The organism is Streptomyces sp. LS1784 (assembly GCF_020103755.1).
In the GTDB taxonomy this organism is placed as follows: Bacteria; Actinomycetota; Actinomycetes; order Streptomycetales; family Streptomycetaceae; genus Kitasatospora.
Window position 1 is genome coordinate 20,296 of sequence record NZ_JAHSQD010000027.1, and the last position, 14,820, is coordinate 35,115.

At 71.4% G+C, this 14,820-nt stretch carries 10 protein-coding genes and 4 pseudogenes; 8 read left to right on the forward strand and 6 right to left on the reverse strand.

From position 1 onward, the window contains the following. The first annotated feature begins 30 nt into the window (after positions 1-30). Positions 31-2,187: a site-specific integrase gene (locus KS423_RS06140; protein WP_224274362.1), complete on the forward strand. Its 2,157-nt coding sequence runs from the start codon at positions 31-33 to the stop codon at positions 2,185-2,187. 10 nt (positions 2,188-2,197) lie between these two features. On the opposite strand, the gene KS423_RS47925 is transcribed toward KS423_RS06140, so the two are convergent. Beyond that, positions 2,198-2,467 carry a hypothetical protein gene (locus KS423_RS47925; protein ID WP_308020125.1) on the reverse strand — a complete coding sequence of 90 codons (270 nt, stop codon included), beginning with the start codon at positions 2,465-2,467 and terminating at the stop codon, positions 2,198-2,200. A gap of 147 nt (positions 2,468-2,614) precedes the next feature. Continuing rightward, positions 2,615-3,499 carry an alpha/beta fold hydrolase gene (locus tag KS423_RS06150; protein WP_224274364.1) on the reverse strand — a complete coding sequence of 295 codons (885 nt, stop codon included), beginning with the start codon at positions 3,497-3,499 and terminating at the stop codon, positions 2,615-2,617. Positions 3,500-3,610: 111 nt separating this feature from the next. Between KS423_RS06150 and KS423_RS06155 the strand changes: the two genes are divergently transcribed. The 3 genes from KS423_RS06155 to KS423_RS06165 all read left to right on the forward strand — a co-directional run bounded on the left by KS423_RS06155 (position 3,611) and on the right by KS423_RS06165 (position 8,457). After that, on the forward strand, positions 3,611-5,548 hold the full coding sequence (locus tag KS423_RS06155) for an AfsR/SARP family transcriptional regulator (protein ID WP_224274366.1): 1,938 nt from the start codon (positions 3,611-3,613) through the stop codon (positions 5,546-5,548). A gap of 430 nt (positions 5,549-5,978) precedes the next feature. Continuing rightward, positions 5,979-7,181: a group II intron reverse transcriptase/maturase gene (gene ltrA, locus KS423_RS06160; RefSeq protein ID WP_224274373.1), complete on the forward strand. Its 1,203-nt coding sequence runs from the start codon at positions 5,979-5,981 to the stop codon at positions 7,179-7,181. A gap of 220 nt (positions 7,182-7,401) precedes the next feature. Further along, positions 7,402-8,457: an NAD(P)-dependent oxidoreductase gene (locus KS423_RS06165; RefSeq protein ID WP_224274375.1), complete on the forward strand. Its 1,056-nt coding sequence runs from the start codon at positions 7,402-7,404 to the stop codon at positions 8,455-8,457. A 2-nt stretch (positions 8,458-8,459) separates the two neighbouring features. On the opposite strand, the pseudogene KS423_RS06170 reads toward KS423_RS06165, so the two are convergent. Both KS423_RS06170 and KS423_RS06175 read right to left on the reverse strand, forming a co-directional pair. Next, positions 8,460-8,729, reverse strand: a pseudogene (locus tag KS423_RS06170) (ATP-binding protein); the annotation flags it as partial. Between the two features lies 1 nt (position 8,730). After that, positions 8,731-9,021: pseudogene (locus tag KS423_RS06175) on the reverse strand (response regulator); the annotation flags it as partial. Between the two features lie 170 nt (positions 9,022-9,191). Between KS423_RS06175 and KS423_RS06180 the strand changes: the two are divergent. The 3 genes from KS423_RS06180 (at position 9,192) to KS423_RS06190 (ending at position 13,654) form a co-directional block, all read left to right on the forward strand. Beyond that, complete coding sequence (locus KS423_RS06180; protein WP_224275849.1) at positions 9,192-10,745, forward strand: glycosyltransferase family 2 protein; 1,554 nt, start codon at positions 9,192-9,194, stop codon at positions 10,743-10,745. Between the two features lie 430 nt (positions 10,746-11,175). Beyond that, complete coding sequence (gene ltrA, locus KS423_RS06185; RefSeq protein ID WP_224274373.1) at positions 11,176-12,378, forward strand: group II intron reverse transcriptase/maturase; 1,203 nt, start codon at positions 11,176-11,178, stop codon at positions 12,376-12,378. Positions 12,379-12,598: 220 nt separating this feature from the next. After that, positions 12,599-13,654 (forward strand): NAD(P)-dependent oxidoreductase, encoded by a 1,056-nt coding sequence (locus tag KS423_RS06190; protein ID WP_224274375.1) that lies wholly within the window; start codon positions 12,599-12,601, stop codon positions 13,652-13,654. 2 nt (positions 13,655-13,656) lie between these two features. Here KS423_RS06190 and KS423_RS06195 read toward each other — a convergent pair. Then, positions 13,657-13,926: pseudogene (locus KS423_RS06195) on the reverse strand (ATP-binding protein); the annotation flags it as partial. A gap of 1 nt (position 13,927) precedes the next feature. Further along, positions 13,928-14,218: pseudogene (locus tag KS423_RS06200) on the reverse strand (response regulator); the annotation flags it as partial. 161 nt (positions 14,219-14,379) lie between these two features. Between KS423_RS06200 and KS423_RS06205 the strand changes: the two are divergent. Continuing rightward, on the forward strand, positions 14,380-14,820 hold a 441-nt coding region (locus tag KS423_RS06205; protein WP_374119908.1), incomplete at its 3' end, for a glycosyltransferase family 2 protein.

Below are 14,820 nucleotides of genomic sequence, written 5' to 3' on the forward strand. Positions count from 1 at the left end.
CTCCTCACCTTCCCAGGGGAGACATGGCAGGTGAGATGGGACGCCAGTCCGCTCGGCCAGGGCCAGATCGCCGCCGATGAGGTGGGGTCCCGTCGGACAACGGGCACCAGCGTCATCCCCGGAGTCCGAGCTCTGTACTGCCTGCGCGTCATCCAGCCGACGCCACTCGCCTTCCGGCGTAACCCTCTGCCCAACTACGGGGTGATGTTCATCGCCGCTCAGGAGGACCCGCTCCTGGACAAGTACGTGGCGGAGGTACGCGCCCACCAGTTCCGCCAAGTGCACCGCCGCGACGCGATCAACGAGTTGTGCATGCTGCTGACCGTCCAGGGCGTCACCCTGAGCGATGTCACTCCCGCCGCGTTGCTGCACTTCACCCACGAGAATCGGCAGGCACGTTGCATCCTGCAACCGGGCAGCCAGGTGTCCAACCGGCTGATCGGCCGAGGCGTCTGGAACGTTCTGCATTCCATGGGGCACTTCCCGCCGTCCACACCGGAGAGCATGCGGGCCGCCCTGCTGCGTGGACAGCTCAGCGTCGAGGAACTCGTCGACCAGTACGAGATCACCAACCAGGCCGTTCGCGGACTGCTCATCGACTACCTCACCCGACGCAAGGCCGACACCGACTACTCCACCCTGAAGGACCTCGCCTGCAAGCTCACCCGCCACTTCTGGAAGAACATCGAGAGGATCAACCCCGACCAGGAGGAACTGCGCATCTCACCGGAGACCTACGCGACCTGGCGCCAGGCGATCACCGTCAAGGACGACGGCAAACCCCGCGTCGGCCAGGACAGCATCGTCATCGCGCTCCGCTCCTTCTACTACGACCTACACACCTGGGCCGCCGACGAACCTGAGCGCTGGGCGGCATGGGTCGCACCCTGTCCGGTCCCGCCCAGCGAACTACGCGGGCTCGGGGTTCGTCGCCGGCGCATCAACGAACGCTCCGCCGACCGCACCCGCCAGCGTCAGCCCCTCCTTCCCCTGCTGGTGAACCACGTCGAAACCCGCTACGACCGCGCCCGCCTGCTCCTGGAGCAGGCCGACAAGTCGGCCGAAGGGGAGGTGTTCACTCACGAGGGGAGCGAGTACCGGCGGATCCGCACCGAAGCCGACCGCAAGTTCCTTCGCCATGGAGATGCCGTCCCCACCCGCGTCCAGGAAGTCGACAGCGGTCGGATCGTCCACATCGGCACCGAGGAAGAAGGCGCCTTCTGGGAATGGGCGGCCGTCGAGACCCTGCGCCATTCCGGCGTGCGCATCGAGGAGCTCTGTGAACTGACCCACCTGAGCATTCGCCAGTACCAGCGGGCGAACGGCGAGGTCATCGCGCTGCTGGTGATCGCGCCATCGAAGACTGACCGCGAGCGTGTCATCCCGATGTCCGCCGAGCTCTTCCACGTCATCGCCTCGATCATCCGCCGTCACACCCGCACCGGCCGTCCGATCCCTCTCGTCAGCCGGTTCGACTATCACGACAAGGTGTGGAGTCCCCCGATGCCGTTCCTCTTCCAGCGGCAGAACGGCACTACCCCCATGGTGTTCAGCACCGCGACCATCCAGGTCATGCTCGGCCGGATCTGCGAGCAACTGGCCAAGAATCACCGGGAGTTCCGCGGGCTGAAGTTCACCCCGCACGACTTCCGAAGGATCTTCGCCACCGAGCTGGTCAACAGCGGCCTGCCCATCCACATCGGCGCGGCTTTGCTCGGCCATCTTGACGTCCAGACCACCCGTGGCTACGTCGCGGTCTTCGACGAGGACATCGTCCGCCACTACCAGGAGTTTCTCCACCACCGCCGTGAGGTCCGGCCGGAGGGTGAGTACCGCGACACGACGGAGCGGGAATGGGAGGAGTTCGAGGAGCATTTCGACCGCCGCAAGGTCGAGCTTGGCTCCTGCGGACGCCCCTACGGCACCCCCTGCCAGCACGAACACGCCTGCATCCGCTGCCCGATGCTCCACATCAACCCGAAGATGCTTGGCCGCCTCGAAGAACTCGAAACCGACCTCCTCGCCCGCCTACGGCGGGCCCAGGACGAGAACTGGCTCGGCGAGGTCGAAGGCATCAACCTCACGCTCACCTTCCTGCGCGCCAAGCGCGAGGAAACGCAACGCCGAACCCGACGCCCCGCCGTCGACCTCGGCATCCCGACAGCCCGAAGGAAGGAGGACCACTGACGGACAGCAGCTATCCACGCCGGGCGATCGTGATGATCTCCCGGCTGGAAGCAGTGATCGGCTCCCGGTTCCAGTCGCCGTACTGCGCCTCGACCTCAAACCCCGCATCAGCCAGGAACCTGCCGAGCGCCGGCTCTCCCCGCTCAAGGACCGGCACATCAACTTCCTGGGCCGCTACCTGTTCAACATCACCGCCAGCGGCCCCGGCCAGGGCCTGCGGCCCTTCCGCGACCCCGACGCCGCCGAGGACGACGAGGAAGAGGACTGACCGCCGGCGCACCCGGGACGTTAGGCCGTTCGTTGTACCTCGTGCCGGCCGGGCGGCACCGCCTGTGTATCCAGCGCAGGAAGAGAACGCTGATCTCCGAAAACCTTGGACTCGCCGACCGATTGTGGCCCACCAGCCGGTGAGTCGAGAGCATGGGACTCAGCGGACCAGCAGGTCCTGGATGGCCGCCGCGATCTCGTCGGGTGCCTCCTCGGCCATGAAGTGGCCTGCTCGGGTCAGCCGGTGGTCCAGGTCCGGCGCCCACGCCTTCCACACCGCGGCAGCGTCGTAGCCCAGCTGTGCGCCCCAGTCCTGCTGGATGACCGTCACGGGCATGGCCAGCTGCGACCCGGCGTCCAGGTCCGCCTGGTCGTGCGTGACGTCGATGCCCGCCGAGGCCCGGTAGTCCGCAACGATGGACGTCACTGCCGCGGCGCTCGCGCTCAGGTATTCGGCACGCACGTCTTCGGGCATGGTTGTCGGGTCGTTGGCCCAGGCGTTGAGGAACGAGCCGAAGAACGCGTCCGCACTGCCTGCGATCATCGCCTCCGGCAGGCCCGGCGGCTGCGCCATCAGGAAGAGGTGGTAGCCGACCGCCGCCGAGGCGCCGCGCAGGACGTTCCACATGTCGAGCGTCGGCACGATGTCGAGGATGCCCAGGTGCGTGATGGTCTCGGGGTGGTCCAACCCCGCCCGGAAGGCGACCAGGGCGCCCCGGTCGTGGCCGACGAGGGCGAAGCGCTCGTGGCCGAGGGCCGCCGCCAGGGTCACGACGTCGGCGGCCATGGTGCGCTTGGCGTACACATCGGGGCCGGTGGCCGCCGGCTTGTCGCTGGCGCCGTAGCCCCGCAGGTCAGGACAGATCACCGTGTGCTCGTCGGCGAGCCGCTCGGCGACGTGCCGCCACATCAGGTGGGTCTGCGGGAAGCCGTGCAACAGCACGACCGGACTGCCGCTGCCGCTACCGCCGACAGCGGCGGCCAGCTCCACACCGTCCGCGCCGGGCAGGCGGACGTGGTCGAAGCCGGGAATCGTGGGGGTCATGGAAGGCCGTCCTTTCGGGTCGGGGACCGATCGGATCAGCCTGAGCGACGGCGATCAGCAGCCGATCAGTACGGCTGGGCGCAGCCCGCCCCCGTCACAGACACTGGGCGCATGCGAATCGACGTGCTCGGTGCTGTGCGGGCCCTCCGCGACGACGGCAGCCCGGTCGACCTGGGCGGACCCCGTCATCGCGAGGTACTCGCCCGGCTCGTCGCCGCCGAGGGGCGGATGGTCACCACCGACACCCTGGTCGACGACCTGTGGACCGATCCGCCGGTCCGCGCCGTGGGCGCTCTGCGTACGTTCGTCGCCGCGCTGCGCCGCGCCCTCGAACCCGAACGGCCGCCCCGCGATCCGCCGCGTGTCATCGTCACCGAAGGTCCCGGCTACGCACTGCGCCTGCCGCGTGATGAGGTGGACGTCCACCGGTTCCAGGACACCCTGGCCCGTGCCCGGCGCCACCCCGACGCGGTGACCGACCTCGGCGCGGCACTCGCGGCCTGGCGCGGACCCGCGTACGCCGATGTGCCCGGCTCCGCATGGGCGCAGCGCGAGCGGATCCGGCTGGAGGAACTGCGGTTGGAGGGCGTGGAGTTGCGTGCCCGCCTCCTCCTCGGCTCCGGGGAAGGGGCCGATCTCGTCGCCGGGCTGGGTGCTCATGTCGCCGACCATCCGTGGCGCGAGCCGGCCTGGGGGCTGCTCGCCCGCGCGCAGTACCATGCGGGCCGCCGGGCCGACGCGCTGGCCACCCTCCGCCGCGCCCGCGCGATGCTCGTCGACCAACTCGGACTGGACCCCGGTGCCGACCTGCAACGCCTGGAGATGGAGATCCTCGGCGGGTCCGTGCCGCTCGAAGGCGCACGTACTGCGTGGGCCGGCCCTGGTGTCCGGCTCGGTCCGCGCACCACCGTGGATCTGGCCCGCACCCTCGCCCTGGCGGGTGGCGACGCCCTCGTCCACTCGCGGCGCGACCGTCTCGCCGCCGTCCAGGCCGCGGAACGCACAGGAGACCTCTCCCTGACCGCGCGGATCATCGGTGCCTACGACGTGCCCGCCCTCTGGAGCCGGGCCGACGACCCCGAACAGTCCCGCGCCGTCGTCGCGGCCGCCGAGCGCACCATCACCGCGCTCGGCCCCGACGGCCCCGCCGACCTCTCCGCCCGCCTGCTGGCCACGATCGCCGTCGAGAGCCGCAGCGCCGATCTGTCCGGGACCGAGCCGGGGCGCGCGCGGCAGGCGGCGCGGCGGGCCGAGGCGCTGGCACGGGACCTGGCCGATCCCGCCCTGCTCGCCTTCGCCCTCAACGGGGTGTTCCTGCAGTCCTTCACCCGCCCCGGGCTCGCGGCGGTACGGGACAGGACCGGCGCCGAGATCCTCGACCTGGCCACCCGGCACGCGTTGCCGAACTTCGCCGTACTCGGCCGGCTCATCCGCCTGCAGTCCGCCTCCGCCCTCGGCGACCTCGACACCGCAACCTCCCACGCCGAGGCCGCCGAACAGCTCGCCGCCACCATCGAGGCGCCCCTCGTCCCCGTCCTCACCGGGTGGTTCCGGGCCCGGGTCACAGCCGCCCGCAGCACCGAACCCGGCGGACCGACCGCCGCCACGGCCGCGGCGCACTACCGCGCTGCCGAGAACGCCCTCCGGACTGCCGGAATGCCCGGGCTGCACCGCGGCCTCTTCCCGCTCGCCCTGCTGGGGCTGCGCCTGCTGCACGACCGGCCCGCGCCCACCGACCCGCACCTCGACTGGGGTCCGTACCGGCCTTGGGCACGACCCCTCGTACTGCTCGCCCAGGACCGGACCGAGGAGGCCCGTGCCGCCCTCGCCACGGTGCCCGAACCACCGCGTGACCACATGCAGGAGGCCATGTGGTGCCTGACCGTCCGCGCCGCCGTACGCCTCGGCGCGCCCGGAATCGCCGCACGCGCCCAGGCTGCCCTGCGCGATGCCTGTGCCGAACACGCCGGCGCCACCAGCGGAATGGTGACCCTGGGCCCGGTGGCACGGTATCTGGCAGAGGCGGAGGCATGCGCCGGAGCGGGGTAAGCGACCCCGGAACGGAGACGACCAGTGATCCCCATGCCGCCCCACCGTTGGAAGGACCCCGGTGTCCTCGGCGCCACCGGACCCGGAGAACACGGACCCTTCGGCCGCTGGCCCAAACCCGAAGCAGGCGAGACTGCACCCGAGCCCAGCACGCCCGAGCCCCGGCAGGAGTAGGGGAATCACAGCAAGATCAATCTCACCGGGATTTCCTGTACCTCAACTATTCACACCCGTAATCACGCAGTGCGGCGTGAGTTCGGTGCCACCTGGCACACTCCCCAGCCCCCTCATCAACGGAGCATCCCCTGCCCAACCACATACCCTTCCTCACCCTTTCGAGTGAAGTGCAGAGAAGCAGTGGACGCTCTACCGCTGTGCCAAGCAAGAACCCGAGCGCCGGTTCCATGCCCTGTATGGCCACGTCCTCCGCATGGACGTCTTGTGGCGGGCATGGTCCAGCGTGAGCACGAACCGGGGCGCCCCCGGGGTGGACGGCGTGAGCGTCGACCAGGTGGCGGCCTCGGGGGTGGATGAGTTCCTCCAGGACCTGTCGGATCGACTGCGGACGCATACGTATCGTCCGTCGGTGCTGCGGCGGGTCCAGATCCCGAAACCGGGGCGGCCGGGGGAGTTGCGGCCGCTGTCGATCCCCACTGCGGCCGACCGGGTGGTGATGACGGCCGCGAAACTGGTCCTCGAACCGGTCTTCGAGGCCCGGTTCACCGAGGCGAGCTACGGTTTCCGGCCCAAGCGGTCCGCGATCGACGCGTGTGAGGCTGTGCGCGTCGCGGCGAACCAGGGACGGGAGTGGGTGTTCGAGGCCGATATCCGGGACTGCTTCGGGACGATCGGACATGATGCCCTTGTCGCTCAGGTGGAGCGGCGCGTGGCGGACCGGTCGATGCTGAAACTGATCCGGGCATGGCTGCGGATGGGAGTACTGGAGGGCGGGGTGACCTCCCCGACTGGGGCGGGAACCCCGCAGGGCTCACCGATCTCCCCGCTGCTGGCCAACATCGCCTTGCACGTCCTCGACGAGGCGTGGCAGGACGAGGGACGCCGGCTGGGGGTGCTGGTGCGCCACTGCGATGACTTCGTGGTCCTGTCGCCGACCAGACAGCGCGCCGAACAGGCGCGCGAGCTGGCCGCGCGGGTGCTGGGCAGACTCGGGATGCGGCTGCATCCGGAGAAGTCCGGCATCGTCTGCCTCACGCGGGGCGGGCAGGGTTTCGAGTTCCTCGGATTCCACCACCGGAAGGTGGAGTCGTGGAGATGGCGGGGCAGGTTCTACCTGCAACGCTGGCCCCCGCCACGGGCGTTGGGGGTTCTGCGGGACAAGATTCGCGCGGCCACCTCAAGGTCCCGGAGCGAGCGGCCGGTGGCCGCTGTGGTCGCCGATCTCAACCCGGTCCTGCGGGGCTGGGCAGCGTACTTCCGAAACGGCAACAGCGGGCGGAAGTTCAATGAGGTCGACGGCTATGTCCACGAGCGGCTGGCGATCTTCGCCAGCCGGAAACACGGCCTGCGGGGCCGGAACTGGACCAGCCGTTTCACCTACGGGTGGATCAGTCGGCTCGGGGTCTACCGCCTGACCGGGAACGTGCGCTGGGCGACGGCGCATGCCAGCTGGTGAACGATGTCGGAAAGCCGTGTGCGGGAGAACCGCATGCACGGTTCGAAGCGGCGGGGACTGGAAACGGAGCATCAGCCACCGCGCCAGTCCCCGACCCTACTCAGTGGCTCAGCGCTCCTGACCCAGCTCGGATTCGGTCAACGCGCCGAGTTTTACCGGGACGTGACACGATGCCTGCTTGGGCCGGTCGTTCCGGCGTCCGCCGGTAGGGTCGCCGATTATGAGGATTCTGGTCACCGGCGGTGCCGGGTTCATTGGGTCGGCGGTCGTACTGGCCCTAGCGACGGCGGGCCACGAGGTCCGCGTTCTGGACGCACTGCTGCCCGCCGTCCACCCCTCCGGAGTGATGCCCAGCCTGCCGGACGACGTGGAGCTGCGGCACGGCGACGTGCGGGATGCGGTGGTGGTTGAGCAGGCACTGGCCGGTGTGGACGCGGTCTGCCACCAGGCGGCGATGGTGGGCCTGGGGCTGGACCTCGACGACGCGCCCGCCTATGCCGGCTGCAACGACCTCGGCACAGCGGTCCTGCTCTCCGCGATGGCGCGTTCGCACGTGCGGGACCTGGTGCTCGCCGGGTCCATGGTGGTCTACGGGGAGGGCCGGTACCGGTGTCCGGTGCACGGGGACGTCTCGCCCGGTCCGCGGCATCCGGACAACCTGGACGCCGGCCTGTTCGAGCCGCCGTGCCCGCGGTGCGGCGCTGAACTGAGCCCCGGGCTGGTGGCAGAAGACGCCCCGGTCGACCCGCGCAACGTGTACGCGGCCACCAAGCTGGCCCAGGAGCACCTGGCCTCCGCCTGGGCCCGCGCCTGCGGGGGACGCGTACTGACGCTCCGTTACCACAACGTCTACGGGCCGGGCATGCCACGCGACACGCCGTACGCTGGGGTCGCTTCCCTGTTCCGCTCGGCCCTGGCCCGAGGCAAGGCACCGCGGGTGTTCGAGGACGGCGGTCAGCGCCGGGACTTCGTCCACGTCCAGGACGTGGCCGATGCCAACGTCGCCGCGCTCGCTGCCGTTGGCGGCCGGCCCCCAGGCAGCGCCCGGGCGTACAACGTGGGCAGCGGCGAGGTCCGGACGATCGGCGAGATGGCCTCGGCGCTCGCCGCTGCCCACGGGGGGCCGATGCCGGTAGTGACGGGCGAGTACCGGCTCGGCGACGTCCGGCACATCACCGCGGACTCCTCGCGGCTGCTTGCGGAACTCGCTTGGCGGGCCCGGGTGGCCTTCACGGACGGCATGAGGGAGTTCGCGGCGGCACCGCAACGTGCCTGACGTCAGCTTCGGGCAGCGGGAAGGACGATCTCGAAGCAGCAGCCCCCGGCGGTGTTGTGCACCCGGGCCCGACCGGCATGGGCCTCGACGATGCCGCGGACGATGGAGAGCCCAAGTCCGGCACCGCCCCCGCCCGGTTCCTGGGGGCTTCCGGGGTCGGCCGGGCGAGGAGTGCGGGCGGTGCTGCCACGCCACCCCGTCTCGAACGCCCGAGGCAGGTCCTGTTCCGGGATGCCGCCGCAGCCGTCGGTGACCGAGAGCACCAGCTCGTCCCCCCTTGGCGGTGAGCATGACGACCGGCAGGTCGGCACCGCCCTCGGCGGGCCGCAGCCTGCGCAGGATCTCCAGGCCGTCGATCCCGGGGAGCATGAGGTCCGGAACCAGCAGGTCCGGGCGGTGGGCGGGGGCCAGGGCGAACCCCTGCGGGCCGTCGGCGGCCCGGTCGACGCGGTGACCCGCCCGAGTGAGGTAGCCGGCCACGACCTCGGCCACGGTCGGGTCGTCACCGATCACCAGGACGCGGCAGGACGACGGTGATCCCCCTGTGGTGGGGCGGTCGTTCACCTTGCCGAGGATACGACCCCCCGGCCACGGCGGGGTCGCCCACCGGGACCGGCGTCCGCGTTCCGTGAGATCCCCGAGATCCCCCGAACGGGCCCCGCCGGACAGACGTGGCACTTCCACAAGGGCGCGGTTCGGTCCCGACGGGACCGCCCGCGGTTAGCGTGACCGGCGTGACTTCTCCCCTCCCTCCCCCACCGGTCGCCGATGTGGTCCTGCCCTGCCTGGACGAATCCGGGGCCCTGCCGTGGGTGCTCGGACGCATCCCTCCCGGCTGGCGGGCGATCGTCGTGGACAACGGCTCCCGGGACGGCTCCGCCGAGCTCGCCCGCTCCCTCGGCGCGACCGTGGTCGAGGAACCGAGGCGCGGCTTTGGCGCCGCCTGCCACACCGGGCTGCGCGCCGCCACCGCCGACCTGGTCTGCTTCCTCGACTGCGACGGCTCGCTCGATCCCGCCCAACTCCCCCGGGTCGTCGCACCGGTGCTGGACGGTGCGGCCGACCTGGTGCTCGGCCGCCGCCGGCCGGCCACCGCCGGTGCCTGGCCGGTGCACGCCCGCCTCGCCAACGCCGTCCTCGCCCGACGGCTGCGGCTGGCCCGCACCCTCGCCCTGGCGGGTGGCGACGCCCTCGTCCACTCGCGGCGCGACCGTCTCGCCGCCGTCCAGGCCGCGGAACGCACAGGAGACCTCTCCCTGACCGCGCGGATCATCGGTGCCTACGACGTGCCCGCCCTCTGGAGCCGGGCCGACGACCCCGAACAGTCCCGCGCCGTCGTCGCGGCCGCCGAGCGCACCATCACCGCGCTCGGCCCCGACGGCCCCGCCGACCTCTCCGCCCGCCTGCTGGCCACGATCGCCGTCGAGAGCCGCAGCGCCGATCTGTCCGGGACCGAGCCGGGGCGCGCGCGGCAGGCGGCGCGGCGGGCCGAGGCGCTGGCACGGGACCTGGCCGATCCCGCCCTGCTCGCCTTCGCCCTCAACGGGGTGTTCCTGCAGTCCTTCACCCGCCCCGGGCTCGCGGCGGTACGGGACAGGACCGGCGCCGAGATCCTCGACCTGGCCACCCGGCACGCGTTGCCGAACTTCGCCGTACTCGGCCGGCTCATCCGCCTGCAGTCCGCCTCCGCCCTCGGCGACCTCGACACCGCAACCTCCCACGCCGAGGCCGCCGAACAGCTCGCCGCCACCATCGAGGCGCCCCTCGTCCCCGTCCTCACCGGGTGGTTCCGGGCCCGGGTCACAGCCGCCCGCAGCACCGAACCCGGCGGACCGACCGCCGCCACGGCCGCGGCGCACTACCGCGCTGCCGAGAACGCCCTCCGGACTGCCGGAATGCCCGGGCTGCACCGCGGCCTCTTCCCGCTCGCCCTGCTGGGGCTGCGCCTGCTGCACGACCGGCCCGCGCCCACCGACCCGCACCTCGACTGGGGTCCGTACCGGCCTTGGGCACGACCCCTCGTACTGCTCGCCCAGGACCGGACCGAGGAGGCCCGTGCCGCCCTCGCCACGGTGCCCGAACCACCGCGTGACCACATGCAGGAGGCCATGTGGTGCCTGACCGTCCGCGCCGCCGTACGCCTCGGCGCGCCCGGAATCGCCGCACGCGCCCAGGCTGCCCTGCGCGATGCCTGTGCCGAACACGCCGGCGCCACCAGCGGAATGGTGACCCTGGGCCCGGTGGCACGGTATCTGGCAGAGGCGGAGGCATGCGCCGGAGCGGGGTAAGCGACCCCGGAACGGAGACGACCAGTGATCCCCATGCCGCCCCACCGTTGGAAGGACCCCGGTGTCCTCGGCGCCACCGGACCCGGAGAACACGGACCCTTCGGCCGCTGGCCCAAACCCGAAGCAGGCGAGACTGCACCCGAGCCCAGCACGCCCGAGCCCCGGCAGGAGTAGGGGAATCACAGCAAGATCAATCTCACCGGGATTTCCTGTACCTCAACTATTCACACCCGTAATCACGCAGTGCGGCGTGAGTTCGGTGCCACCTGGCACACTCCCCAGCCCCCTCATCAACGGAGCATCCCCTGCCCAACCACATACCCTTCCTCACCCTTTCGAGTGAAGTGCAGAGAAGCAGTGGACGCTCTACCGCTGTGCCAAGCAAGAACCCGAGCGCCGGTTCCATGCCCTGTATGGCCACGTCCTCCGCATGGACGTCTTGTGGCGGGCATGGTCCAGCGTGAGCACGAACCGGGGCGCCCCCGGGGTGGACGGCGTGAGCGTCGACCAGGTGGCGGCCTCGGGGGTGGATGAGTTCCTCCAGGACCTGTCGGATCGACTGCGGACGCATACGTATCGTCCGTCGGTGCTGCGGCGGGTCCAGATCCCGAAACCGGGGCGGCCGGGGGAGTTGCGGCCGCTGTCGATCCCCACTGCGGCCGACCGGGTGGTGATGACGGCCGCGAAACTGGTCCTCGAACCGGTCTTCGAGGCCCGGTTCACCGAGGCGAGCTACGGTTTCCGGCCCAAGCGGTCCGCGATCGACGCGTGTGAGGCTGTGCGCGTCGCGGCGAACCAGGGACGGGAGTGGGTGTTCGAGGCCGATATCCGGGACTGCTTCGGGACGATCGGACATGATGCCCTTGTCGCTCAGGTGGAGCGGCGCGTGGCGGACCGGTCGATGCTGAAACTGATCCGGGCATGGCTGCGGATGGGAGTACTGGAGGGCGGGGTGACCTCCCCGACTGGGGCGGGAACCCCGCAGGGCTCACCGATCTCCCCGCTGCTGGCCAACATCGCCTTGCACGTCCTCGACGAGGCGTGGCAGGACGAGGGACGCCGGCTGGGGGTGCTGGTGCGCCACTGCGATGACTTCGTGGTCCTGTCGCCGACCAGACAGCGCGCCGAACAGGCGCGCGAGCTGGCCGCGCGGGTGCTGGGCAGACTCGGGATGCGGCTGCATCCGGAGAAGTCCGGCATCGTCTGCCTCACGCGGGGCGGGCAGGGTTTCGAGTTCCTCGGATTCCACCACCGGAAGGTGGAGTCGTGGAGATGGCGGGGCAGGTTCTACCTGCAACGCTGGCCCCCGCCACGGGCGTTGGGGGTTCTGCGGGACAAGATTCGCGCGGCCACCTCAAGGTCCCGGAGCGAGCGGCCGGTGGCCGCTGTGGTCGCCGATCTCAACCCGGTCCTGCGGGGCTGGGCAGCGTACTTCCGAAACGGCAACAGCGGGCGGAAGTTCAATGAGGTCGACGGCTATGTCCACGAGCGGCTGGCGATCTTCGCCAGCCGGAAACACGGCCTGCGGGGCCGGAACTGGACCAGCCGTTTCACCTACGGGTGGATCAGTCGGCTCGGGGTCTACCGCCTGACCGGGAACGTGCGCTGGGCGACGGCGCATGCCAGCTGGTGAACGATGTCGGAAAGCCGTGTGCGGGAGAACCGCATGCACGGTTCGAAGCGGCGGGGACTGGAAACGGAGCATCAGCCACCGCGCCAGTCCCCGACCCTACTCAGTGGCTCAGCGCTCCTGACCCAGCTCGGATTCGGTCAACGCGCCGAGTTTTACCGGGACGTGACACGATGCCTGCTTGGGCCGGTCGTTCCGGCGTCCGCCGGTAGGGTCGCCGATTATGAGGATTCTGGTCACCGGCGGTGCCGGGTTCATTGGGTCGGCGGTCGTACTGGCCCTAGCGACGGCGGGCCACGAGGTCCGCGTTCTGGACGCACTGCTGCCCGCCGTCCACCCCTCCGGAGTGATGCCCAGCCTGCCGGACGACGTGGAGCTGCGGCACGGCGACGTGCGGGATGCGGTGGTGGTTGAGCAGGCACTGGCCGGTGTGGACGCGGTCTGCCACCAGGCGGCGATGGTGGGCCTGGGGCTGGACCTCGACGACGCGCCCGCCTATGCCGGCTGCAACGACCTCGGCACAGCGGTCCTGCTCTCCGCGATGGCGCGTTCGCACGTGCGGGACCTGGTGCTCGCCGGGTCCATGGTGGTCTACGGGGAGGGCCGGTACCGGTGTCCGGTGCACGGGGACGTCTCGCCCGGTCCGCGGCATCCGGACAACCTGGACGCCGGCCTGTTCGAGCCGCCGTGCCCGCGGTGCGGCGCTGAACTGAGCCCCGGGCTGGTGGCAGAAGACGCCCCGGTCGACCCGCGCAACGTGTACGCGGCCACCAAGCTGGCCCAGGAGCACCTGGCCTCCGCCTGGGCCCGCGCCTGCGGGGGACGCGTACTGACGCTCCGTTACCACAACGTCTACGGGCCGGGCATGCCACGCGACACGCCGTACGCTGGGGTCGCTTCCCTGTTCCGCTCGGCCCTGGCCCGAGGCAAGGCACCGCGGGTGTTCGAGGACGGCGGTCAGCGCCGGGACTTCGTCCACGTCCAGGACGTGGCCGATGCCAACGTCGCCGCGCTCGCTGCCGTTGGCGGCCGGCCCCCAGGCAGCGCCCGGGCGTACAACGTGGGCAGCGGCGAGGTCCGGACGATCGGCGAGATGGCCTCGGCGCTCGCCGCTGCCCACGGGGGGCCGATGCCGGTAGTGACGGGCGAGTACCGGCTCGGCGACGTCCGGCACATCACCGCGGACTCCTCGCGGCTGCTTGCGGAACTCGCTTGGCGGGCCCGGGTGGCCTTCACGGACGGCATGAGGGAGTTCGCGGCGGCACCGCAACGTGCCTGACGTCAGCTTCGGGCAGCGGGAAGGACGATCTCGAAGCAGCAGCCCCCGGCGGTGTTGTGCACCCGGGCCCGACCGGCATGGGCCTCGACGATGCCGCGGACGATGGAGAGCCCAAGTCCGGCACCGCCCCCGCCCGGTTCCTGGGGGCTTCCGGGGTCGGCCGGGCGAGGAGTGCGGGCGGTGCTGCCACGCCACCCCGTCTCGAACGCCCGAGGCAGGTCCTGTTCCGGGATGCCGCCGCAGCCGTCGGTGACCGAGAGCACCAGCTCGTCCCCCCTTGGCGGTGAGCATGACGACCGGCAGGTCGGCACCGCCCTCGGCGGGCCGCAGCCTGCGCAGGATCTCCAGGCCGTCGATCCCGGGGAGCATGAGGTCCGGAACCAGCAGGTCCGGGCGGTGGGCGGGGGCCAGGGCGAACCCCTGCGGGCCGTCGGCGGCCCGGTCGACGCGGTGACCCGCCCGAGTGAGGTAGCCGGCCACGACCTCGGCCACGGTCGGGTCGTCACCGATCACCAGGACGCGGCAGGACGACGGTGATCCCCCTGTGGTGGGGCGGTCGTTCACCTTGCCGAGGATACGACCCCCCGGCCACGGCGGGGTCGCCCACCGGGACCGGCGTCCGCGTTCCGTGAGATCCCCGAGATCCCCCGAACGGGCCCCGCCGGACAGACGTGGCACTTCCACAAGGGCGCGGTTCGGTCCCGACGGGACCGCCCGCGGTTAGCGTGACCGGCGTGACTTCTCCCCTCCCTCCCCCACCGGTCGCCGATGTGGTCCTGCCCTGCCTGGACGAATCCGGGGCCCTGCCGTGGGTGCTCGGACGCATCCCTCCCGGCTGGCGGGCGATCGTCGTGGACAACGGCTCCCGGGACGGCTCCGCCGAGCTCGCCCGCTCCCTCGGCGCGACCGTGGTCGAGGAACCGAGGCGCGGCTTTGGCGCCGCCTGCCACACCGGGCTGCGCGCCGCCACCGCCGACCTGGTCTGCTTCCTCGACTGCGACGGCTCGCTCGATCCCGCCCAACTCCCCCGGGTCGTCGCACCGGTGCTGGACGGTGCGGCCGACCTGGTGCTCGGCCGCCGCCGGCCGGCCACCGCCGGTGCCTGGCCGGTGCACGCCCGCCTCGCCAACGCCGTCCTCGCCCGACGGCTGCGGGCCCGCACCGGC

What these genes read in the sequence shown, in the direction of transcription:
- KS423_RS06155 (WP_224274366.1), top strand. Translation starts at nt 3,611, where the DNA reads ATGCGAATCGACGTGCTCGGTGCTGTGCGGGCCCTCCGCGACGACGGC.
- KS423_RS06165 (WP_224274375.1), top strand. Translation starts at nt 7,402, where the DNA reads ATGAGGATTCTGGTCACCGGCGGTGCCGGGTTCATTGGGTCGGCGGTC.
- ltrA (WP_224274373.1), top strand. Translation starts at nt 5,979, where the DNA reads ATGGACGTCTTGTGGCGGGCATGGTCCAGCGTGAGCACGAACCGGGGC.
- KS423_RS06190 (WP_224274375.1), top strand. Translation starts at nt 12,599, where the DNA reads ATGAGGATTCTGGTCACCGGCGGTGCCGGGTTCATTGGGTCGGCGGTC.
- KS423_RS06150 (WP_224274364.1), bottom strand. Translation starts at nt 3,499, where the DNA reads ATGACCCCCACGATTCCCGGCTTCGACCACGTCCGCCTGCCCGGCGCG.
- ltrA (WP_224274373.1), top strand. Translation starts at nt 11,176, where the DNA reads ATGGACGTCTTGTGGCGGGCATGGTCCAGCGTGAGCACGAACCGGGGC.